This window comes from Pseudonocardia sp. Ae505_Ps2 (genome assembly GCF_001932425.1).
In the GTDB taxonomy this organism is placed as follows: Bacteria; Actinomycetota; Actinomycetes; order Mycobacteriales; family Pseudonocardiaceae; genus Pseudonocardia.
The window spans coordinates 4,297,087-4,316,055 of record NZ_MCIP01000001.1 but is presented as its reverse complement, the minus strand read 5'-3'; the positions used below and the strand labels follow the sequence as shown (position 1 = coordinate 4,316,055).

The 18,969-nt window shown below is 71.0% G+C and carries 21 protein-coding genes; 10 read left to right on the top strand and 11 right to left on the bottom strand.

Annotated elements, in window-relative coordinates; genetic code table 11:
- Positions 1–18: 18 nt before the first annotated feature.
- From Ae505Ps2_RS20465 to Ae505Ps2_RS20455, 3 genes are all read left to right on the top strand, one after another.
- Complete coding sequence (locus tag Ae505Ps2_RS20465) at positions 19–1,410, top strand: MmgE/PrpD family protein (protein ID WP_075306676.1); 1,392 nt, start codon at positions 19–21, stop codon at positions 1,408–1,410.
- A gap of 140 nt (positions 1,411–1,550) precedes the next feature.
- Positions 1,551–2,366: a mycofactocin-coupled SDR family oxidoreductase gene (locus Ae505Ps2_RS20460; protein WP_075306677.1), complete on the top strand. Its 816-nt coding sequence runs from the start codon at positions 1,551–1,553 to the stop codon at positions 2,364–2,366.
- Positions 2,350–2,931: a TetR/AcrR family transcriptional regulator gene (locus Ae505Ps2_RS20455; protein ID WP_075306678.1), complete on the top strand. Its 582-nt coding sequence runs from the start codon at positions 2,350–2,352 to the stop codon at positions 2,929–2,931. Before Ae505Ps2_RS20460 ends, Ae505Ps2_RS20455 begins: the two co-directional genes overlap by 17 nt.
- A 49-nt stretch (positions 2,932–2,980) precedes the next feature.
- On the opposite strand, the gene Ae505Ps2_RS20450 is transcribed toward Ae505Ps2_RS20455, so the two are convergent.
- On the bottom strand, positions 2,981–3,286 hold the full coding sequence (locus tag Ae505Ps2_RS20450; protein WP_175581803.1) for a hypothetical protein: 306 nt from the start codon (positions 3,284–3,286) through the stop codon (positions 2,981–2,983).
- Positions 3,287–3,477: 191 nt separating this feature from the next.
- Here Ae505Ps2_RS20450 and Ae505Ps2_RS20445 point away from each other — a divergent pair, with 191 nt between their 5' ends.
- The 3 genes from Ae505Ps2_RS20445 to Ae505Ps2_RS30525 all read left to right on the top strand — a co-directional run bounded on the left by Ae505Ps2_RS20445 (position 3,478) and on the right by Ae505Ps2_RS30525 (position 5,658).
- A complete protein-coding gene (locus Ae505Ps2_RS20445) occupies positions 3,478–4,326 on the top strand; it encodes a MerR family transcriptional regulator (protein WP_075306679.1) in 849 nt (282 codons plus the stop codon).
- Positions 4,327–4,404: 78 nt separating this feature from the next.
- Positions 4,405–5,013: a glycosyltransferase gene (locus Ae505Ps2_RS30530; protein WP_084786359.1), complete on the top strand. Its 609-nt coding sequence runs from the start codon at positions 4,405–4,407 to the stop codon at positions 5,011–5,013.
- Between the two features lie 153 nt (positions 5,014–5,166).
- On the top strand, positions 5,167–5,658 hold the full coding sequence (locus tag Ae505Ps2_RS30525; RefSeq protein WP_084786357.1) for a nucleotide disphospho-sugar-binding domain-containing protein: 492 nt from the start codon (positions 5,167–5,169) through the stop codon (positions 5,656–5,658).
- Positions 5,659–5,794: 136 nt separating this feature from the next.
- Here Ae505Ps2_RS30525 and Ae505Ps2_RS20435 read toward each other — a convergent pair whose 3' ends face one another.
- Together Ae505Ps2_RS20435 and Ae505Ps2_RS20430 are read right to left on the bottom strand one after the other, a co-directional pair.
- Entirely contained in the window at positions 5,795–6,412 is a 618-nt protein-coding gene (locus Ae505Ps2_RS20435) for a hypothetical protein (protein WP_075306681.1), read from the bottom strand.
- Between the two features lie 109 nt (positions 6,413–6,521).
- A complete protein-coding gene (locus Ae505Ps2_RS20430) occupies positions 6,522–7,967 on the bottom strand; it encodes an MFS transporter (protein WP_075306682.1) in 1,446 nt (481 codons plus the stop codon).
- A 90-nt stretch (positions 7,968–8,057) separates the two neighbouring features.
- Between Ae505Ps2_RS20430 and Ae505Ps2_RS20425 the strand changes: the two genes are divergently transcribed.
- Positions 8,058–8,528: a MarR family transcriptional regulator gene (locus tag Ae505Ps2_RS20425; protein ID WP_020626152.1), complete on the top strand. Its 471-nt coding sequence runs from the start codon at positions 8,058–8,060 to the stop codon at positions 8,526–8,528.
- 137 nt (positions 8,529–8,665) lie between these two features.
- Here Ae505Ps2_RS20425 and Ae505Ps2_RS20420 read toward each other — a convergent pair whose 3' ends face one another.
- Positions 8,666–9,349: a TetR/AcrR family transcriptional regulator gene (locus Ae505Ps2_RS20420; RefSeq protein WP_249265310.1), complete on the bottom strand. Its 684-nt coding sequence runs from the start codon at positions 9,347–9,349 to the stop codon at positions 8,666–8,668.
- A 95-nt stretch (positions 9,350–9,444) separates the two neighbouring features.
- Here Ae505Ps2_RS20420 and Ae505Ps2_RS20415 point away from each other — a divergent pair, with 95 nt between their 5' ends.
- Entirely contained in the window at positions 9,445–10,863 is a 1,419-nt protein-coding gene (locus Ae505Ps2_RS20415; RefSeq protein ID WP_075553878.1) for a DHA2 family efflux MFS transporter permease subunit, read from the top strand.
- 163 nt (positions 10,864–11,026) lie between these two features.
- Here Ae505Ps2_RS20415 and Ae505Ps2_RS20410 read toward each other — a convergent pair whose 3' ends face one another.
- Entirely contained in the window at positions 11,027–12,343 is a 1,317-nt protein-coding gene (locus Ae505Ps2_RS20410; RefSeq protein WP_075306683.1) for an MFS transporter, read from the bottom strand.
- 169 nt (positions 12,344–12,512) lie between these two features.
- Between Ae505Ps2_RS20410 and Ae505Ps2_RS20405 the strand changes: the two genes are divergently transcribed.
- Both Ae505Ps2_RS20405 and Ae505Ps2_RS20400 read left to right on the top strand, forming a co-directional pair.
- A complete protein-coding gene (locus Ae505Ps2_RS20405; RefSeq protein ID WP_075306684.1) occupies positions 12,513–13,988 on the top strand; it encodes a carboxylesterase family protein in 1,476 nt (491 codons plus the stop codon).
- Complete coding sequence (locus Ae505Ps2_RS20400) at positions 13,985–14,707, top strand: TetR/AcrR family transcriptional regulator (RefSeq protein WP_075553877.1); 723 nt, start codon at positions 13,985–13,987, stop codon at positions 14,705–14,707. Before Ae505Ps2_RS20405 ends, Ae505Ps2_RS20400 begins: the two co-directional genes overlap by 4 nt.
- A 191-nt stretch (positions 14,708–14,898) precedes the next feature.
- Here Ae505Ps2_RS20400 and Ae505Ps2_RS20395 read toward each other — a convergent pair whose 3' ends face one another.
- The 6 genes from Ae505Ps2_RS20395 to Ae505Ps2_RS20370 form a co-directional block, all read right to left on the bottom strand.
- The gene (locus Ae505Ps2_RS20395) at positions 14,899–15,435 is read right to left on the bottom strand and encodes a DinB family protein (protein ID WP_083702333.1); all 537 of its coding nucleotides are present in this window, start codon (positions 15,433–15,435) and stop codon (positions 14,899–14,901) included.
- Positions 15,436–15,478: 43 nt separating this feature from the next.
- A complete protein-coding gene (locus Ae505Ps2_RS20390) occupies positions 15,479–16,075 on the bottom strand; it encodes a TetR family transcriptional regulator (RefSeq protein ID WP_075306686.1) in 597 nt (198 codons plus the stop codon).
- Between the two features lie 105 nt (positions 16,076–16,180).
- Positions 16,181–16,393, bottom strand: coding sequence for a hypothetical protein (locus Ae505Ps2_RS20385; RefSeq protein ID WP_139318737.1), 213 nt, complete (start codon positions 16,391–16,393; stop codon positions 16,181–16,183).
- A gap of 38 nt (positions 16,394–16,431) precedes the next feature.
- Complete coding sequence (locus tag Ae505Ps2_RS20380; protein WP_075306688.1) at positions 16,432–17,208, bottom strand: DUF2306 domain-containing protein; 777 nt, start codon at positions 17,206–17,208, stop codon at positions 16,432–16,434.
- Between the two features lie 134 nt (positions 17,209–17,342).
- Positions 17,343–18,098: an alpha/beta hydrolase gene (locus Ae505Ps2_RS20375; RefSeq protein WP_075306689.1), complete on the bottom strand. Its 756-nt coding sequence runs from the start codon at positions 18,096–18,098 to the stop codon at positions 17,343–17,345.
- A 55-nt stretch (positions 18,099–18,153) separates the two neighbouring features.
- Entirely contained in the window at positions 18,154–18,942 is a 789-nt protein-coding gene (locus tag Ae505Ps2_RS20370) for an SDR family oxidoreductase (protein ID WP_075306690.1), read from the bottom strand.
- Between the last annotated feature and the right edge of the window lie 27 nt (positions 18,943–18,969).

Below are 18,969 nucleotides of genomic sequence, written 5' to 3'. Positions count from 1 at the left end.
TACGAGGAGGCGGTTGACATGACCGTTCAGAGCCCGGCGAAGTCGCTCTCGATCGACGTGGCGGACGTCGTCCGTCGCACCGACATCTCCGACGTCCCGCCACCGGTCCTCGAACGGGCACGCCTCCTGATCCTCGACGCGGTCGGGATCGCCTTCGCCTCGAGCGGGTTCGGGTTCGCCGATGTCGCCGCCAGGGCGGCGACATCGTTCGGGCCGGGTGAGCAGCCGGTACTGGGTCGGGCCGAGCGGCTCGGCCTCCGCGACGCGGCGACCCTGAACGGCATCCTGGTGCACGGTCTCGACTTCGACGACACCCACAGCCGCGCGGTCGCCCACGTGTCCTCGGCGGTGCTGCCCGCCGCCCTCGCCTCGGCACTCGACGCCGGGTGCACGACGAACGAGTTCCTCCTGTCCTATGTCCTGGGTGTGGAGATCATGGCCCGGGTCGGGTCAGCGGCCCACGGCCAGCTGCACGACGTCGGCTTCCACCCCACCGCGATCGCCGGTGCGTTCGGGGCGACCGTCGCGGCCGGGAAGAACTACGGCCTCACCGCCGGTCAACTCGCGAACGCACAGGGGATCGCCGGCTCGTTCAGCGCCGGACTGATGGAGTTCCTGCAGGACGGCGCGTGGACCAAGCGCCTGCACCCCGGCTGGGCGGCGTCGAGCGGGATCACCGCGGCCCTCTACGCGCGTGCCGGCTGGACCGGTCCCCCGGCCGTCTTCGAAGGCCGCTTCGGGCTGTTCGCCACCCATCTGCAGCAGCGCACCGACGTCAGGCCCGACATCGTCGCCGACGGCCTCGGCTCGGAGTGGGAGCTCCCGGCGACCGCGGTCAAGCCCTACCCGGTGTGCCACTTCAACCACGCCTTCATCGACGCCGCCCTCGATCTCCGGCGACAGCACGCCCTCCTGCCCGAGGACGTCGCCGCGATCACGTGCGCCATCCACCCCGTTCCGCGCAAGGTCGTCTGCGAGCCGACGGAGGCGAAGTGGGCGCCACGGGACGACTACGACGCCAAGTTCAGCCTCCCCTTCGTCGTCGCCGCCGCCCTGGTGCGTGGCCGGTTCGGTCTCGCCGAACTCGAGGACGACGCCCTCTCCGACCCCGAGATCCTGGCGACCGCCCGCAAGGTCCGGGTCGTCGACGACCCCGACAGCGCCTTTCCGGAGGCCTACTCGGGGTTCGTCGCGATCGAGACCGTCGACGGGACGACGGTCTCGCACCGGGAGCAGATCAACCGCGGCCATTCCCGACGTCCGCTCGACGCCGACGCGGTGATCGCCAAGTTCCGACAGAACGTCGGTCGCGTCGCGGACGACGCCGTGATCGACCGCGTGCAGAACGCCGTCCTCGGGATCGGTGACGACCGCCCCGTCGCCGAGTTCGCGGACGCGTGCAGCAGGTAGCCCGGAACCGGGATCCGTCACCTACAGGACTCTCGATCCTCGTCACCGTCGTGCCGCCGCCGGTGCGGCACGGCTCGCCGGGCGTAGGCTGAGTGAGCACTCAGTCAAGTGGGCCGCACGCCGGACGAAGGGAGTCCGCCATGTCAGGACGGGTCGCGAGGAAGGTCGCGCTGATCACCGGCGCGGCGCGCGGTCAGGGTCGGGCGCATGCCGTCCGGCTCGCGCAGGAGGGCGCGGACATCATCGCCGTGGACATCGCGGGTCCGCTGCCCAGCGTCGCCTACGACTCGCCGACGCCCGCGGACCTGGAGGAGACGGTCCGGGAGGTCGAGAAGCTGGACCGGCGCATCGTGTCGGCGCAGCTGGACGTGCGGGACCTGGACGGCCTGAAGTCCGTCGTCGACGGCGCGGTGACCGAGCTCGGACGGCTCGACGTCGTCATCGCGAACGCGGCGATCTGCGTGCCCAGGGCCTGGGACAAGGTCACCCCGACGATCTTCGACGACTCGATCAGCATCAACGTCCGCGGTGTCTGGAACACCGTGATGGCGGGTGCCCCGCACCTGGTCGAGGCCGGTGGCGGATCGATCATCATCATCAGCTCGGCGGCCGGGCTGAAGGTCCAGCCCTTCATGGTGCCCTACACCACCAGCAAGTTCGCCATCCGCGGTATGGCGAAGGCGTTCGCCGCCGAGTTGGCCGCGCACCACATCCGGGTGAACACGGTCCACCCCACCGGGGTCAACACGCCCATGGGCTCGGGCGGCATGTTGGAACAGCTCGGCGAGGCCATGCAGACCTACCCGCGCCTGGGCGGCATGTTCACCAACCTGCTGCCCGTCGAGCAGATCGAGCCGGAGGACGTCGCGGACGCCGTGCTCTTCCTGGCCTCCGACGAGTCCCGGTTCATCACGGCCCACGAGATCGCCCCCGACGCCGGTGTCACCGAGTACTGACGGCGAGGGCACGTCGGCACGCGAGCGGATCCTCGCCGCCGCGGAGACGCTGTTCGCCGAGCGCGGCTTCGACCGCACCTCGACGTCAGCGCTGGCCGCGGCGGCCGAGGTCCCGCAGGGCCTGATCTTCTACCACTTCCGCACGAAGGAGGAGCTCCTGCGGTCGTTGGTCGAGGAACGGACGGCGGGCGAGCTGCGGGATCTGCTGCCCGACGAACCCGCGGTGTCGCTGGCGGCGGCGGTCGAGCTCGCCTGGACCACGGTGCTCCGTGAGTTCGGCACACCGAACCCCCTGCAGCGCATCGTCCTGCGGGAGATGCTGAGTCGCCCCGACATGCGGCGCGCGGCGCATGCGGCCCAGACCGCGATCACCGAGCAGACGGCCCGCTACCTCACGCGCAGCGCGGGCCGTTCCGGGGAGACGCCACCTGTCTTCCGGACCGTGGCCCGGCTCCTCGTGGTCGCCGCGTCGTTGTGCGAGACGACCTCCGACCCGCCACCGCCGGAGCTGGAACCGGGAGCGGTCGCCACGGCGCTCACCCGCGGACTCCCCGAGCCCGACTGACACCCGCGCCGTCGGCGAACCGATGCTCGGCCCGACCCGCGAGCGGCCCTCACCCTGACGGGGTGCCTGCCGGCGGTCGGACGTGTGCCTGCCGGCGCCCGTTCCCGGCCGCGGTGAGGCGGTCGATCGCCGGACCCGCCCCGAGCCCGTGCAGCAGCACACTGCCGACCACGCACAGGACCATGCCGGTGATGATCGTGTAGGCCGGGTCGCCGTCGGGGAGGCCGTTGAACGCCAGCAGCCCGAACACGATGGTGGTGGTCCCGCGGGGACCGAGCAGACCGGCCAGCAAGCGCTCGCGGCCGCTGAGGTCCGTGCCGATGAGCGCGAGCAGGACCGGGACGATCCGCAGCACCGTCAGCCCCCGGTCCCCCGACCTCCGCCGATCGGCGGGTCGACGCCGTCGTGACGTCGCTCCCGACACCGCTTGGGGTGGTCCCGCCCGGCACCGGGGCGGGAGCAGCGGGGACGCACGACGAGCTTGCACCTGCCGTAACGGTATGTGATGTCCTCGGGGCAACACCGAGAGAAGGGGTTCGCTCTGCCATGCCTCACCTAGTGATGTCTCCCCGTCGGGTCACGATCGGTGGCGCGGCCACGTTCGCCGGTACCACCCCGCGCGCGATCCGCCACTACCACCAGATCGGTCTGCTGCCGGAGCCCGAAAGAGGCGCGGACGGCCGCCGCCGTTACGGCTACGACGACATGATCCGCCTGCTGTGGATCCGCAAGATGGCGGAGGCCGGGATCAGCCTGCACACCATGCGGTCCGCCTTCGACGGATCGCAGGACATCGAGGAGACCCTGGGGCGACTGGCGGACACGCTGGCCGAGGAGGAGGCCGACATCAAACGACAGCGCGCGGCGGTCCAACGCCTGAAGGCGGTGGGCAGCCCGCTGGGGCTGCTCTCCTCGCTCGTGACGGACCGACTCAGCCATCTGCCCACGGGGGCGCTGCGCTCGTCCGACCTGGACGCACTGCTGGTGACGGAACGGATGTTCGGCCCGTTGGGAGCCGCCGTTCAGGCCAGCAGGTTCATCGCGTTGGCCACCCACCCGGAGCTGCGGGCCGAGGAGGACCGTCTCGACGCCGCCGACGCCGACCTCGACGACAGCGTCGACCCCCACGACCCCCGTGTCGAGGAGCTCGCTGCCCAGCATTGTGCGCACCACGAAGCCCTGATGGAGGCCATCGAGGCGGACGGGCTGGACGCGGCCGAGAAGCGTCTGCTCGAGAGCCACGACGACGGTCCGACGGACGACGGGGACGCCCGGATGAGCGTCGTCGACGCAGTGAGCAAAATGCCCTACGACTTCTCCCCCGCCAGGAAGCGATGTATGGAGCTGACGACACGACTCCTTGCCCGGCAGCAGGACGCTCCGAACGGCTCTTGATCGGGTGGTGGGCCAGGGCATCGTCATCGTCCGGCCGAGCTGTGTCCGGACAGCCAGCTTCTACGTACCGTAGAGCGCATGCGGGTTCTGGTCCTTGCTCCGGGCTCGACAGGTGACGTAGCCCCGTACACCGGATTGGGGCAGCGTCTCCGAGAAGGCGGTCACCACGTTGCCATCGCTGCGAACGAGCGGTTCCGTTCGATGGTCACCGGCGCTGGTCTCGAGTTCCGCCTGCTCCGCGGCGACCCGGAGCCGGGGAACACCGGTGAGTGCGGAAGGCGCTGGCACGCCGGCGGCACCGGCCCGCTCGGCCAGGCACGGATGGTGCGCGTTCTGCAGAACTACGTCGACTCGGTCAGCGAGGACTTCATCCCGGCGGTCCGGACCGGCACCGACTTCGTGCTGCTCAACACCGTCGCACTGTTCACCGGCTACGACGTCTGCGAGGGCCTCGGCGTCCCCTCCGCCGGCGCCTTCCCCTCTCCTGTCCACCCGACCGGAGACCTACCGCCCGCCGCGCTCGGCCTGCCGAGCCTGGGACGCACCGTCAACCGGGCTCTGGACCGGGTCGCACTCGCCGCAGGCGCACAGTCGTTCGGCCGGACCTCCCGCAGACTGCGCTCTCGGCTCGGCCTTCCCCACGTGCGGCCCGCCTCGCTGTGGTCCCGACTGCAGGCTCAGGAATGACCGGCGTTCGACGGCTTCAGCAGCGCCATCCTGCCGCGGTTCAGCGACTGGCCGCCGTCTGCACAGGTGACCGGGACGTGGTGGCCCGCCACACCTGACGGGTGGCGACCCGACCCGCGACTGCAGGACTTCATCGACGACGGCGATCCCCCGGTGTACGTCGGACTCGGGAGCCGCTCCCTTCCCGATCCCGACGCCGCGCTCTCGGTCGTCCGCGAAAGCCTGCGCCGCGCAGGACTGCGGGGCATCGTGCAGTCGGGATGGGCCGGCCTCGACGGCGGAGAGGCCGACGACCGCATCCTGACCATCGGCGAGGTTCCCCACGAGTGGCTGTTCCCGCACATGGCGGCCCTCGTGCACCACTGCGGCGCCGGCACCACAGCGGCAGGGCTGCGCGCAGGCGTCCCCACCGTGGGCCTACCCGTCCTGGCCGACCAGCCGTTCTGGGCATCCCGCCTGGTGGAGGTCGGGGTCTCGCCCGGCGCAGTGCCGCTGCGTCACCTCAGCACAGACCGTCTCGCCGATGCGCTGACAGCCGCGACACGGGACGGCCGGTACCGGCGTCGAGCCGAGGAGCTGCAGCGGATCGTGAGAGCAGAGGACGGTGCCGGCCGTGTAGCGGAAGCCTTGCCGTCATTGGTGTGACCGCCGCAAGGTCTGGCTCAACCGCCCTACGGGCATGACGCCGGCCCCGGGGGACAGGAGGGCCCCGGGGGCCGTCGCTACTTCTGCGGCGTGGAAACCGCTGCATCGTGGCTCACGACCGGCGGCTCGATGACCGTCAGACGATGAGGGCGAACAGCCCACCGCCGACGACCGCGCCCAGCACAGAACCGACGACGACCTGGGCGGCCGTGTGGTCGTTGATCCGTACCCGTGACCAGGCCACAGCAGCAACCACCAGCAGCGACAGCCACCAGACAGGGCCGTAGGTGACGACCAGCACGACGGCGGCGCCGCCACACACCGCCGCGTGCATGGACACCTTCCACCTGGTGGTGATGGCGCCGGCGACGAAGAGGATCACCACCATGATCACGTCGAGCGCGATCACGGGCCACGGAGCGGACAGCACGACCAAGAGACCGAGGCCGAGCAGACTGAGCACGATGAGCACGAGGAACGGGATCAGGCGGCCATCGCGGTTGCGCACGTGGTGGCCGTCCCAGCGCCCGGACCGCGCTCCCCAGACGATCACGACCATGGGAAGGATGCTGCTGGTCAGCGCGACGAGCAGTCCCCAGCTCAAGGTCGGCAGGACCTGCCGTGTGGCGGCCCAGGCGACGGCGAGCGGGAGCATGGTGACCACGACCGACGGAGCGAACACCTCGGTCAGTACACGGGCCAGCCGATGAGTGGGGGTCGGCCGTGAGGCCGCTCGTTCGGTGTCGGCGTCCATGACGGTTCGGAGGTTACCGGGGTCTGCTCCTGGGCCGTCGGGCCGCCGCATTCTGGTCGTTTCTCCCCTGGTACCCGACAACGGCTCGTCTGCCGAGACGCGTGATCTGCTACGAGCTCGTTGTATCGCGGCTTTCCGAATCCGACCCACGACCAGCGAGGACGAGAACGACTACCGCAGCGACCGCCACTACGGCCGCGCCGACGAGGCTCGCGGTGCTGTAGCCGTGGACGGTCGCGGTGTCTGCACTACTGCCCGGTGCCGCGGTGAGTGCCTCGGCCGCACCGGTCGCGGCGATGGTGCCGAGCAGAGCCAGTCCGATGGAGGACCCGACCTGTTGCGCGGTGCCGGCGACCGCGCCGGCGACGCCGGAGACAGGTCCTGCGCGATGGGTGGCGGCGCTGTTGGCGGCGGGCTGGACGCAGCCGGTGCCGAGCCCGAGGAGCACGAACACGGGGAGGACGTGGGACCAGTACGGCGCATCGGGGCGGAGGAGCGACAGCACGAGCAGCGCTGCGGTGAGCAGGGCGAGGCCGAGGGAGAGGAAGACGGCGGGAGGTACGGCCGCCAGCGCCGGCCGGACCAGGCGCACGGTGACGAGGATCGCGGCGGTGTACGGAAGGAACGACAGCCCGGTGAGGAGCGGACCGAATCCGGCGACCTGCTGCAGGTACACGCTGAGGAACAGGAACGCGGGCAGGATCGCGACGCCCCAGGCCAGCATCGCCGCGAACGCCGCGCTTCGGAGCCGTTCGGTGAACAACGACAGCGGTATGAGCGGGCTCCTCGTGCGCGCCTGCCAGACCACGAAACCCGCGAGCACGATGACACCTGCGGCGAGTAGCCCGATCGTCGAGGGCGAGCGCCAGCCAGCGGTCTCGGCGGTGGTGAGCCCGAGAGTGAGCGCTGTGAGCCCGGCGATGCTGAGCACGCCACCGACCACGTCGATGCGTCCTTCGCCTCGGGCGTCGGCAGTCAGCGAGAGAAGCAGACCGACACCGGCGACGACGGCGACGGGAACGTTGATGAGCAGCGCCCACCGCCACCCCCACGAATCGGTGAGGATGCCACCGAGGAGCACACCGATCCCTGAACCTGCGCCCATGATCGTCCCGAAGACGCCGAACGCCCTGACCCGGTCCTGTCCGTCGGGGAAGGTCAGCGACAGCAGAGCCAGCGCCGAGGGAGTGACGAGGGCACCGAACAGTCCCTGCACCGCGCGGGCGGCGATCAACATCTCACCCGAGAGCGCAAGGCCACCCACGATGGAGGCGAGGGTGAACCCCGCCAGTCCGATCAGCAGGGCGCGGCGCCTGCCGATCACGTCCGAGACGCGCCCGCCGAGGAGCAGCATCGAACCGAAGGCGAGCACGTAGACGGTGAGGACCCACTGACGCTGCACATCGGACAGTCCGAGGTCGGCCTGGGCCGAGGGCACAGCGATGTTCATGACCGTGCCGTCGACGACCATCATCAGCTGCGTGGCCGACATCCATCCCAGCGCCCACCAGCGTGCGGTCGGTGCGCTCCTCCTCGACATCGCCTGATCCTGCATCCGCGTCGACCTTTCGTTGGCTGAACCAATGTTGGTTGAGCCAACAATACACACCGTTGGTGGCGCCAACAATCGTGATAGGTTGACGGCATGGCGGAGGTCTTCGAGGGTGGGAGCAGGTCGCAGCCGGACAGATTGCGCCAGACCCCGAGTTGGCTCATCACCCAGACCGCGACCCTGACCCACCGGCTTGTCGGCGCAGCCCTCACGGACATCGGCGCGACGCGCTACCAGTACGCGGTCCTCGCCGCCGTCGAGGAGTTCGGACCGATCAGCCAGGCAGAGATCGGGAGGCGGTGCCACATCGACCGCAGCGACGTCGTCGCCACCCTCAACGAGCTCGCCGGCCACGGCCACGTCGACCGCACGCAGGACCCGGCCGACAAACGGCAGAACCTCATCACCCTCACCCGCACGGGGCGAGCACGGCTACGGCAGATCACCCAGGCCGTCGACGCGGCGCAGACCTCGCTGCTCGGCGACCTGCCCGAGGAGCACCGCACCCAACTGGTGGGGACTCTCCAGCGCATCCTCGACCACCACGTGCGCCCATCCGAGTAGGCGCGGGCGGGTGCCGACGAGCGATAGACCGACCCACCCGGGTCCGTACCGGCGCGCCGCGGTTCAAGCGGTCGGGGCCCCGGCCGGAGGGACAGCACATGACTGGAGCCACCGCACCCACGCACGATGAACGGCAGTCAGGAGGACCCTGTCGGCTCGCGGTCGGTGGGAGCCGGGCCGAAGGCGCGAAGGAACGTGGTGACCGCGGCCCGCACGACGGCCGACGATCGGTCGTCGGCCGGGATCCGAGTGCCCTGGGCGAAGTCGAACTCGAGTGGGCCTGCGACCAGCGCAAGGAACTGCGCGGCGGCGACATCCGGGTCCTGAGCGCGTAGCTCACCGCGCAGCGTCCAGCGCGCAATCTTGTCACCCAGCGCACGCCTGATCGGCGCCTCAGTGGCAGCCGTGACGACATGGTGCAGCTCGGGGAACTGCGAACTTTCGGCACAGGCCAGCCGCCGCAACGCCCACAGCTCAGAGTCGCGCATCGCAGCAGAAAGATCCTCGCCGACACCGAGCAGCGTCGTCTCGACATCCCCGACGGAAGAATCCAGCCGCGCCCGTACGGCTGACACCGACGGCGCCCCGATCCGCTCCGCCGCCGCCTCGACCGACTCACGGAACAGGGTGGCCTTGTCGTTCATGTGGTTGTAGACGGTCGGCTTCGCGACGCCGGCCTCGCTCGCGATCTCCTTCACGCACGCGCTGGCATACCCGAGTCGTGCGAACACGGAGAACGCCGAGACCAGGATCGCGTTCCGCTTGTCGATCCGGCCTGACATCGGCCGTGCAGTCCGGACGCCCGGTTCGTCTGTGGTCACGCCTCGACCATACCCAGCGAGCGACTCAACTATCCTGGCTGGACAGGTCTACTGTACTCGCAGGTTCAGATAAACCTACTCTGAGGTGCGCTGCAATGACTCGAACCGACACAGCCCTCGACCCGAAGCTCCGGATGCTGATCGTGGCTGTCCTGCTGGGCGGCATCATGGCCATCCTCGACAGCACGATGATCGCCGTCGCCGTGGAGACACTCGGTCGTGAGTTCCAGACGGGCCTGGCCACCGTCGGGTGGGTCTCGACCGGTTACCTCCTGGCCCTCGTCGTGACGATCCCGGTCACCGCATGGGCGGTGAGTCGATTCGGGGCCCCCCGGATGTGGTTCGTCGGGCTGGCCGTGTTCCTGCTGGCGTCGCTCGCCTGTGCGCTGGCCTGGAACTTCCCCAGCCTGCTGGTCTTCCGGATTCTGCAGGGTGTCGGTGCGGGCATCGTCGATCCACTGGTGCTGATCCTGCTGGCCCGCGCTGCCGGACCCGCCCGCGCCGGGCGCGTCATGGGTCTGATGGGTGTCGTTCTGTCCCTCGGTCCGGTCCTCGGCCCGGTACTGGGCGGTCTGGTTCTGGACAGCGCCGGCTGGCGGGCCCTGTTCTTCATCAACATCCCGATCGGGGCCGTCGCCGCCGTGCTGTCGTGGCGACTGATCCAACGGGACGCCCCGGCCGACCTCGGCTCGGCCGGGCGCCTCGACCTCATCGGCGTCCTCCTGTTGGTGCCGGGCCTGGCCGGGATGATGCTCGGCTTCACCCAGATCGGAGAGACCAACACGGTCGTGGCCTGGCAGGTCCTCGTTCCCCTCGTGCTCGGAGCGGCGCTGCTGGGTGGGTACGTCCTGCACGCGGTGCACGCCCGGCGGGTGATGCCGCTGATCGACCTGCGGATGTTCGCGACGACGGGGTTCTCTCCCAGCGTCGTCGTCCAGGGGCTGGTCGGGACCGGGACGTTCAGCGTTCTGTTCGCGCTGCCGCTGTACTACCAGCTCCTCCACGGATTCTCGCCCTCCACGGCAGGGCTGCTGGTCGCGCCGCTGGGCGCCGGGGCCGCGCTGGCCATGCCGATCGCCGGCCGGCTCAGCGATCGACTCGGCGCGAAGCGCCTGGTACAGGGTGGTGGCACGCTCGCGCTGCTGGCCACACTGGCGCTCACCCAGATCGGCGGAGGGCCGGGCATCGGTACCGCGATCGCTGCAGGAGTCGCCGCGTTCGCCGTGGGCGTGGGCCTCGGGTTCGTCGGGGCACCGACGATCGGATCGCTCTACCGGATCCTCCCGCCCCAGCAGGTCCCCCAGGGAAGCTCGGTGCTCTACACCCTCAACCAGCTGGGCGCCGGGATCGGGATCGCAACCGTCGCAGTACTCGTCTCGACGGCGGGGGCGAACGACCCACTCACCGGCCTGCACGCGCTGTACTGGTTCACCTTCGCCGCCATTGTGATCATCCTGATCTGCAGCCCACGGCTTCCTGGCCGGCCCATCCCGGCCGGTGAGGGGTCCACTTAGACCACTACAGGACCCCGCGGCGTGAGCGCGGACGTCCTCAGACCGTGCTCACTCATTCTCCCGGTTGCGCTTCCGAGTGGTGGGCGAGACAGGTGGCCAGGACTCGCAATGTGGTCAGAGCCTCGTGCTCCCACTCGGTCCGGCAGGCAGGCAGGCCCACACCTCACCCGGCGCCCGTCGGTCCGGCCACTCGCTCCCGTCGCACCATCACCGCCAGCACCACGCTCACGGCGATGCCGGCGACACAGGCCCCCAGCACGAACACGAACGACGCCGCCGAGTCGCCAGCCGGCCCCTCGAGCACTCCGAACACCGACGGCCCGACGAAGGAACCGGTCAGGCCGATCATGTTCACGAAGGCCAGGCCGACGGCCGCCATCAGTCCGGACATCCGGGACATCGCGACCGACCAGAACAACGGCAGCGTGCCGATCACGAAGAAGTTCGTCGCGTAGAGCATCACGATCTGCCACACCGGGTCCGTCACCGTCAGGTACGCGCCCAGCGTGACCGTCGCCAGCACCGCGCACAGCACGATCAGGCCGGTGTCGTCGTGCACGTGGCGTCGGTGCAGCCACGGGAAGAACAGCACCCCGGCGAGCGCGCCGATCCCGAGACCGCCGGTGATCAGGCCGATCTGCAATGGGCTGTCCACCCCGAGCGCCTGGATCAGCGACGGCACGTTGAACCCCACCGCGGAGCCGATGAGCTGGTTGAGGAAGTAGAGACCGGACAGCACCAGGATCACCGGGCGCCCGAAGGCGTACCCGAGGTTGCCGCGCAGCCGGGCCGGCGACGGCCGGTCACCGGAGCCCGCCCGGGCACTGAGCTCGTCCGCCTCGGCCCGGCTGAGCCAGCGGGCGTCCTGCGGGCGGCTGGGCAGGGCGAACCAGACGACGGCGCCGATCAGCACCGTCACCAGCCCCTCGACCAGGAACATCCACTGCCAGCCGTACAGGCCCGCGGCCCCGTCGAGCAGCATCAGCGCTCCCCCGACCGGTGAGCCGATGATGATCGCCAGGGCGGGGGCGGTGTAGATCAACCCGACCACCGTCACCCGGTGCTGCGGGGCGAACCACAGCGTGACCATGTACATCAGTGCCGGGTAGAGACCGGCCTCGGCGGCGCCCAGCAGGAACCGCAGGACGTAGAACGACAGCTCGCCCTGCACGAACATCATCGAGGCCGAGACGATCCCCCAGGTCACCGCGATCCGCGTGATCCAGGCCCGGGCACCGATCCGGTGCAGGACCATGTTGCTCGGGACCTCCAGCAGCGCGTAGCTGAGGAAGAAGATCCCGGCGCCGAGCCCGTAGGCCGCGGCACTGATCCCGACGTCGGCCTCGAGCTGGGTCTTGGCCAGTGCGACGTTCGTCCGGTTCACATAGGACATGAAGTACGCGAGGCCCATGATCGGCAGGAGCCGGTACATGGCCTTTCGGGTGGCGACGGTGTGCAGCGTTGCGAGGCCGGTCGACATGGCTGGATCCCCCTGACATTCAGTGTCACCGCGTCGGCGATGACGCGACACCGAGTGCCAGCATGGACGGCGGGCGTCGTCGTGGCAAGGAGTTCGTTTCCTGTGAACGGCCGACAGCGCGAGCGACACTCGGTGCCACGAACGAACCTCGACGTGTCACACTGGCTCGATGCTGCAGCAGGACGAGGCCGCACCCGTCGTCGAGCTGCCCCAGGGGGCCGTGCGGGGGGCGCGGCACCGCGACGGCGTCGTCTACCGGGCGTTGCCCTACGCCGCGTCGCCGACCGGCCCGCTCCGGTTCCGGCCGCCCGAGGCGCCGTCGTCGTGGACCGGCGTCCGGGACGCGACGCGTCCGGGACCGACCGCGCCGCAGGCGGGCGGTCAGGGCGGGATGGGCGAGCTGATCCCGAACCGGGTCGATCCCGGGGACGACCACCTCCACCTGGACGTGTGGGCGCCGGAGGGGGCGAGCGGCGCTCCGGTGGTGGTGTTCGTGCACGGCGGCGCCTTCGTGACCGGCTCCAACGCGGTCGGCGGGTACACCGGCGGGAGCTTCTCCCGCGACGGGATCATCTACGTCGGCATCAACTACCGCCTCGGCGCCGACGGGTTCCTCTGGTTCGGTGAGGGCACCCCCAACCTCGGACTGCTGGACCAGGTCGCCGCACTGCGCTGGGTCCGCGACCACATCGCGCTGTTCGGCGGTGATCCCGACAACGTCACGGTGATGGGCGAGTCCGCCGGGGCGATGAGCATCGGCGCACTGCTCGCGATGCCCGCCGCGCGCGGGCTGTTCGGGCGGGCGATCCTGCAGTCCGGGGCCGGGCACCACACGCTCGCCCCGGACAGCGCGCACCGGGTGGGCGTGCGGCTCGCCGCGTTGCTCGGTGTGCCCGCCACCCGGGAGGCGGTCGCCGAGGTCGAGCCGGCGCGGGTCGTCGCCGCCCAGAGCCGGCTCGCCGCCGAGGTCGTGCGACGGCCGTTCCGCCGCGGCTGGGCCGAGGTCGTCGCCAACGTGATGCCGTTCGAACCCGTCGTCGACGGCGAGGTGCTGCCCCGGCGCCCGATCGACGCCGCCCGTGCCGGGGCCACCGCCCCCGTGGACCTGCTGATCGGCCATAACCTGGAGGAGGCCCGGCTGTTCCTGAGCGGTGTCGCCGAGAACGGCCTGCTCACCCGGCTGGCGACCCGGCTGATCGCCCGTCGCTACGGGCTCGGTGCCGGACTGCGGGCCTACCCGCGCACCGGCAGCGACCTGGACCGGTTCTGCGCCGTGCTCACCGATGCGGTCTACCGGATCCCCGCGCTGCGCCTCGCCGAGGCGCACGGGCGCGCCCACCTCTACCGGTTCGGCTGGCGCTCACCGGCCCTGGCCGGACGCCTGGGTGCGGCGCACGCGGTGGAGCTCCCGTTCGTCTTCGACGCCCTCGAGCACCCCGACTGGCACGGCCTGCTCGGCGACGAGCGGCCGCGTGAGCTCGCCCGGCAGATGCATGCCGCCTGGGTCGCCTTCATCCGCACCGGTGATCCCGGCTGGCCCGCCTACGGGACGGAGCACCGACACGAGCGGGAGTTCGCCGGTGCCGACCGGGTCGTCACCGACGTCGAGCCCGCTCGCCGGACCGCCTGGGACGGACGGCGATGACCGCCGCCTCGCAGCCGGACCCGGTCGACACCACGACGCACATCGCGCGGACCGCACTCGGCCTGTTCCTGGAGCACGGCTACGAGCAGGTGACCGTGAACGCGATCGCCGCGGCGGCCGGGGTGTCCCGGCGGACCGTGTTCCGGCACTTCGAGAGCAAGGACGAGATCCCGTTCGCCGACCACGCCGAGCGCCGGGAGCGGGCGCGGGTGTTCCTCGCCGCACCGGGCCGGGGCGTCGATCCGGTCCGCGACGTCATCGAGGCGACCGAGTACACCCTCGCCGACTTCCTGTCCGATCCGGACCTGGTGCTGCGCCGCTACCGGCTCACCCGGGTGGTCCCCCGCCTCGCTGAACGCGAGATCCTCGAGCACGAGCGGTACCTGGTGCACAGCCGCCGGCACCTGCGGCTGCACCTGCCCAGCAGCAGCCGGACGTTCGAGCCGATGGCGATCGCCGCGCTCATCGACGGCATGCACCGCTCGGCGCTCGGGGACTGGATCTGCAGCGGGGGCACCACCGACGCGATGGCGGACCTGCGCTCCGGCACCCGCTGGGCCCAGCGGGCACTGGCCGCGGCGACCGACGACGCCGTCAGCACCTCGCTGCTGGCGGTCGTGCCCAACACCCCGACCGCCCGGCGGCTGCTGCAGGAGTTGGTGACGCTGGACGCCCCGGACCGGCCGCACCCGGCGGCCGGGGGCCCCGGCGGCGGCTGAGCGCCGTCTCACATCGTCGGCTGACACATCGTGACCGCGACATACGTGCGGCTGCGATGTGCTGGCGACATGAGCGGCTTGCTCGTCGTCAACTCCTCGGAACACCCCTCGTCATCGTGCGGAGCCCGGGGCAGCAGCTATACGCAGTCTCTCCGCAGAAGGGTCATCCGGGGATGCACTCCTTGGAGGAACTATCGACCGACAGAGCCGTCGATCTGTTCGCGCAGAATGTCAGCGTGGCCTGCATGGCGGGCGGTCTCGGTGATCATGTGCTGCAGGACCCAGCGGGCTGTTGCGCTGAGCTCACCACCTGGTGGCGGCGCCAGCACACGGTCGAGGTCGTCCCAGCAGTCGAGAACCGTGTCGGCCTCGGTGATGGCATCCCGGTAGTCGGCGACCGTGGCGCTGATCGGACGCCCCGGAGGGGGCGTCGACGCCTCCGCCCAGTCGTCGACGGCCACGCCGCAGAACCAGAACCGTTCGGACGCCGCGAGGTGGGTGACGATCCAGGCGATACTCGTCCCGGAGGGAACCCCGGCACGCCCACCGGCACCGTCGGGGACATCCAACGCCTTCCGGATCACTCCGTCCCGCATGTACCCCAGGAACTCTCTCAGTGTCGCCAACTCACCAGCGCCACCGAGAGCCTCCGTCGCCGCCTGATCGCCGGTTTCGACGGCCCGGCTCCGGGCGTCGTCATCGGACTGGTCAGCCGCGGAGTCGCTCATCCGACGAGTCTGCCCCACCGCCTAGCCTCGCGTACGGGGCCGCCTAGTGTTCCGCCCCGTCCCCACCCAGCGCCCTCAGCACCGTGCGGATGAGAAGGTCGATCCTCGCCGGGGTCGGGTCCTCGTCCGGTCCGGAGCGCGGCGGGAGTCCGGGCGAGTCCGCGGACAACGCGTTCACCTCGTCGAGCAGCGCCAGGTAGACCCGCCGGCACCAGACGGGGTCGGCCGCGGTGACGGCGCCGGACTCGCGCAGCCGGACGAACAGCCGGTCGAGCCCGTCCAGCACCTCCGGGGTCAGGGCGGCGGTCAGCCGGATGGCGAAACGGTGGCTGAGCTTGAGTTCGAAGACGATCTCGGTCACCCTGCGCAACGCGAACAGCGGCGGCGCCGAGTCGACCCGCGCCTCGGCGAGCCCGCGCCGGTAGCGTTCGCTCAGCTGCTCGGCCAGGGCGTCCAGCAACGCGGCCCGCGAGGTGAAACGCCGGTGGACGGTGGCCCGGGAGAGCTGTGCGTGATCGGCGATGCGCTCCAGGGATGCGGTCTCGTCCGCGGCGAGCACGACCTCCGCGGCCTCCAGGATGCGGGCAGTGCTGCGTTCGGCGTCGCTCCGTGTTCGACGGACCGCCTTGGTACCGGTCACCGCACCACACCTCCGCTTCTGGACGTCCACTCCACCTGCAACACAAGGGTGCCACAGCCAGCGGAAATGCGACAATCGCTCCCCACTTCGGGGACGGGGTTGCCGCTACCCCGGCACTCCGAGCGTGGCGCGGACACACTCCAGCTGGCCGAGGGCCGCCAGCCGCAGGCTGCGCTCGCGGTCCGGCTCCCGGGTGGCGGCCTTGGCCCACGCGAGTGCGGCGCGTGGGGCGCGACGGCCGCCCCGCACAGCACGTAGCCGCTCCACCACCGCGACCGACGCGGGATTCCCGTAGCGCTCCACCACTACTGCGCGCACCGCACACCTCTCGATTCGTTCCGATACAGATCGGAACGTTACCCCGTGGCTCTCGACGCGGGGTCGGGATCCTGCCGGAACGTGGACCAGCGGACCCCCGGGAGCCCGCGCCGGGCGACGAGCCATTCGGCGACGACGAGGTTGACCAGCCACCCCAGCCACGGCGCGATCGTGTGCATGGCGTTGTCGAACAGCTGCGGGAACGAGGCCCCGGGATCGAACGGCAGCTGAAGGGCGATGAGCACCGGGAGTCCGGCGCGCAGCGTGACCGCGGCGTAAGTCAGGGCGAAGTTGCGGATCGCCCAGGCCTGGTGTTCGCGGAACCGGCGACGGCGGGCCGCGCGGTAGGCCAGCCACGCCGTCAGACCCCACATGACGTCCAGCAGGGCGTATCCGATGATCCCTCGGATGCCCAGGGAGTTCCAGAGCGACGTGGGCAGCCCCGTGAGGGCAGCCGCCCCGACCGCGAGCAGGTACACCCGGCCGACGACGCGGTGGACCCGTGGGTTGCGTCTGCGTAGAGCCGAGGAGAACTGGAGCGCTCCGATCCCGAGAGCGAGCGAGGCGGTGCCGACATGGACGAGGAACAGAACACGGATGGGCGTGGGCATCGCACCGAAGTGCGACGCGGCACTGACGTTGTCCGGCGTCCGCGCCGCGACGGCGGCAAGCCCTTCGACGTACTGGCCTCCGAAGAAGCCGGCCACGGCCAACGCGGTCAGGACGACGACGATCCACGACCAGCGGCGCCGTCGCGGACAGACGGGGACCGCATCGCCGGGTGTGCCGGCGGGAGCGGGGGCGGTAGCGACCATGACAGACCTCTCGAGTGACGATGAGCCCGATTCGACGGGACGGGGCTGAGGCGGCGACACGCGGCGGAGCGCGATGGGGTACGACGCCGGCGGGCCTGCCCGGCTCGCGGCGCCGGCCCGTCGACGGGCCGGCCTCACGCCGGTAGGGACGACCAGAACTCGTGGAGCACCCGGGCGGCACGGATCGGGTCCTGCAGCATCCACCAGTGCCCCAGCCCGTCGAGGACGGCTGTCTGTGCTCCGGCCCGGGTGGCCGCGCGGCGCCGTTGCTCGATGCTGCCGACCGCGTGGTCGTGGGTCGCGATCACGGCCAGACCGTGCGGTGCCGCGGCAGGGAGATTCCTGCCCCGGTGGGCGAGGGCGGGTTGGACCGCGGACCGGTAGAGCGACAGGATCGCCTCGCCCATCCGCTCGTCCTGCCCCGCCGCGACCTCACCGGCGATGGGTTCCGGGATTCCCAGCTCGACCAGCGCGGCGGCACGCGCGGCGACGGGCGCGCCGACGAGCTGGGCGATGGCCTCCTCGCCGTCCCCGGGTGTCTGCCAGATCTGCGCCTGGGGATGCCAGACGTAGTCCGGCTCGAACACGCCGAGGACGTCGGTGACCCAGCTGCGCAGCAGCTCCGGATGCTCCATCGCCACGTTGGTCGCGTGTCCACCGCCGAAGTCGTGGCCGACGAGGTCGACCGGGCCGTCGAAGCCGGCCAGCTGCCGGGCGAGCCAGCCGCGATAGCCGTCGACGGTGGCCTCGAACCCGTACGGGACCTCGGCACCGAAACCGGGGGGACTGAGCCGGACGACGTCGTCGTGGCCGAGCTCGGCCAGCTCGGCGAGCACGGGTGTCCAGATGGCGGACGTCTCGGGCACACCGTGCACGAACACCGTGGTCATGTCGGGCCGCCCTGCCCCACGGCCCCGGGCCGGGAGCGTCGCGTGACGATGGCTCTCACACGGCCTTCAGCGAGCCGGCGTCCACCGCCCAGTTGGCGCCGATGACGCTCGGCACGACGGGTGAGGCGAGCACGAGGACGACCCGGGCGATCTCGGCGGGCTCGATGAGGTCCGCAGTGAGCATCCCGTTCTGCTTCGGCATCCCTGCCAACAGGGTCTCGTGCTCGATCCCCAGCTCGGCGGCGACATGGGCCGCGTAGGTGCCGGCCCCGGTCACCAGCGGGGTGCGCGTGGCCGAGGGCGACACCACGTTCACCCGCACCCCGGACGCCGCGGCCTTCTCGGCCAGCCCCCGCGAGAACGCGTTGAGCGCAGCCTTCGCGACCCGGTAGGGCAGGGGCTCACCCCCGACCCGCCGCGCACTGTCGGAACTGATGTTGACCACCGAACCCGAGGTCCGCTCCAGGGCGGGGAGCGCGGCCCGGGTCACGCGCAGCGCCGCGTCGAAGTTCAGCGCGAAGGTCCGGGCCCAGTCCGCCTCGCTCCCGTCGAAGATGTCGGTGAACCCCTCGGGGGGCATCTCCCCACCACCGGCGTTGTTCACCACGACGTCCAGCCGGGGGTCCCGGTCGAGCACCGCGGCCACCATGCGTGCCGGGCCCGCCGCATCGGCGAGGTCCGCGGCGACGAAGTCGGCACCGGTCGCCTCGAGCTCGGGCGAGGTCCGACGCGCGGTCGCCGTCACCGACGCCCCCTCGGCGAGGAAGGCCCGCACGATCTCGAGGCCCATCCCCCTGCTCGCACCGGTGACCAGGACGCGCTTACCACTGAGCTGAAGATCCATGACCGTCTCTCTCCCCACTGCTGTCGC

Excerpts from the sequence above, each read along its gene's own strand:
- Ae505Ps2_RS20435 (WP_075306681.1), bottom strand. The coding sequence starts at position 6,412 with ATGGACGCCGACACCGAACGAGCGGCCTCACGGCCGACCCCCACTCAT.
- Ae505Ps2_RS20375 (WP_075306689.1), bottom strand. The coding sequence starts at position 18,098 with ATGACCACGGTGTTCGTGCACGGTGTGCCCGAGACGTCCGCCATCTGG.
- Ae505Ps2_RS20400 (WP_075553877.1), top strand. The coding sequence starts at position 13,985 with ATGACCGCCGCCTCGCAGCCGGACCCGGTCGACACCACGACGCACATC.
- Ae505Ps2_RS20430 (WP_075306682.1), bottom strand. The coding sequence starts at position 7,967 with ATGCAGGATCAGGCGATGTCGAGGAGGAGCGCACCGACCGCACGCTGG.
- Ae505Ps2_RS20465 (WP_075306676.1), top strand. The coding sequence starts at position 19 with ATGACCGTTCAGAGCCCGGCGAAGTCGCTCTCGATCGACGTGGCGGAC.
- Ae505Ps2_RS20415 (WP_075553878.1), top strand. The coding sequence starts at position 9,445 with ATGACTCGAACCGACACAGCCCTCGACCCGAAGCTCCGGATGCTGATC.
- Ae505Ps2_RS20370 (WP_075306690.1), bottom strand. The coding sequence starts at position 18,942 with ATGGATCTTCAGCTCAGTGGTAAGCGCGTCCTGGTCACCGGTGCGAGC.
- Ae505Ps2_RS20445 (WP_075306679.1), top strand. The coding sequence starts at position 3,478 with ATGCCTCACCTAGTGATGTCTCCCCGTCGGGTCACGATCGGTGGCGCG.
- Ae505Ps2_RS20395 (WP_083702333.1), bottom strand. The coding sequence starts at position 15,435 with ATGAGCGACTCCGCGGCTGACCAGTCCGATGACGACGCCCGGAGCCGG.
- Ae505Ps2_RS20410 (WP_075306683.1), bottom strand. The coding sequence starts at position 12,343 with ATGTCGACCGGCCTCGCAACGCTGCACACCGTCGCCACCCGAAAGGCC.
- Ae505Ps2_RS20460 (WP_075306677.1), top strand. The coding sequence starts at position 1,551 with ATGTCAGGACGGGTCGCGAGGAAGGTCGCGCTGATCACCGGCGCGGCG.
- Ae505Ps2_RS20405 (WP_075306684.1), top strand. The coding sequence starts at position 12,513 with ATGCTGCAGCAGGACGAGGCCGCACCCGTCGTCGAGCTGCCCCAGGGG.
- Ae505Ps2_RS30530 (WP_084786359.1), top strand. The coding sequence starts at position 4,405 with ATGCGGGTTCTGGTCCTTGCTCCGGGCTCGACAGGTGACGTAGCCCCG.
- Ae505Ps2_RS20380 (WP_075306688.1), bottom strand. The coding sequence starts at position 17,208 with ATGGTCGCTACCGCCCCCGCTCCCGCCGGCACACCCGGCGATGCGGTC.
- Ae505Ps2_RS20425 (WP_020626152.1), top strand. The coding sequence starts at position 8,058 with ATGGCGGAGGTCTTCGAGGGTGGGAGCAGGTCGCAGCCGGACAGATTG.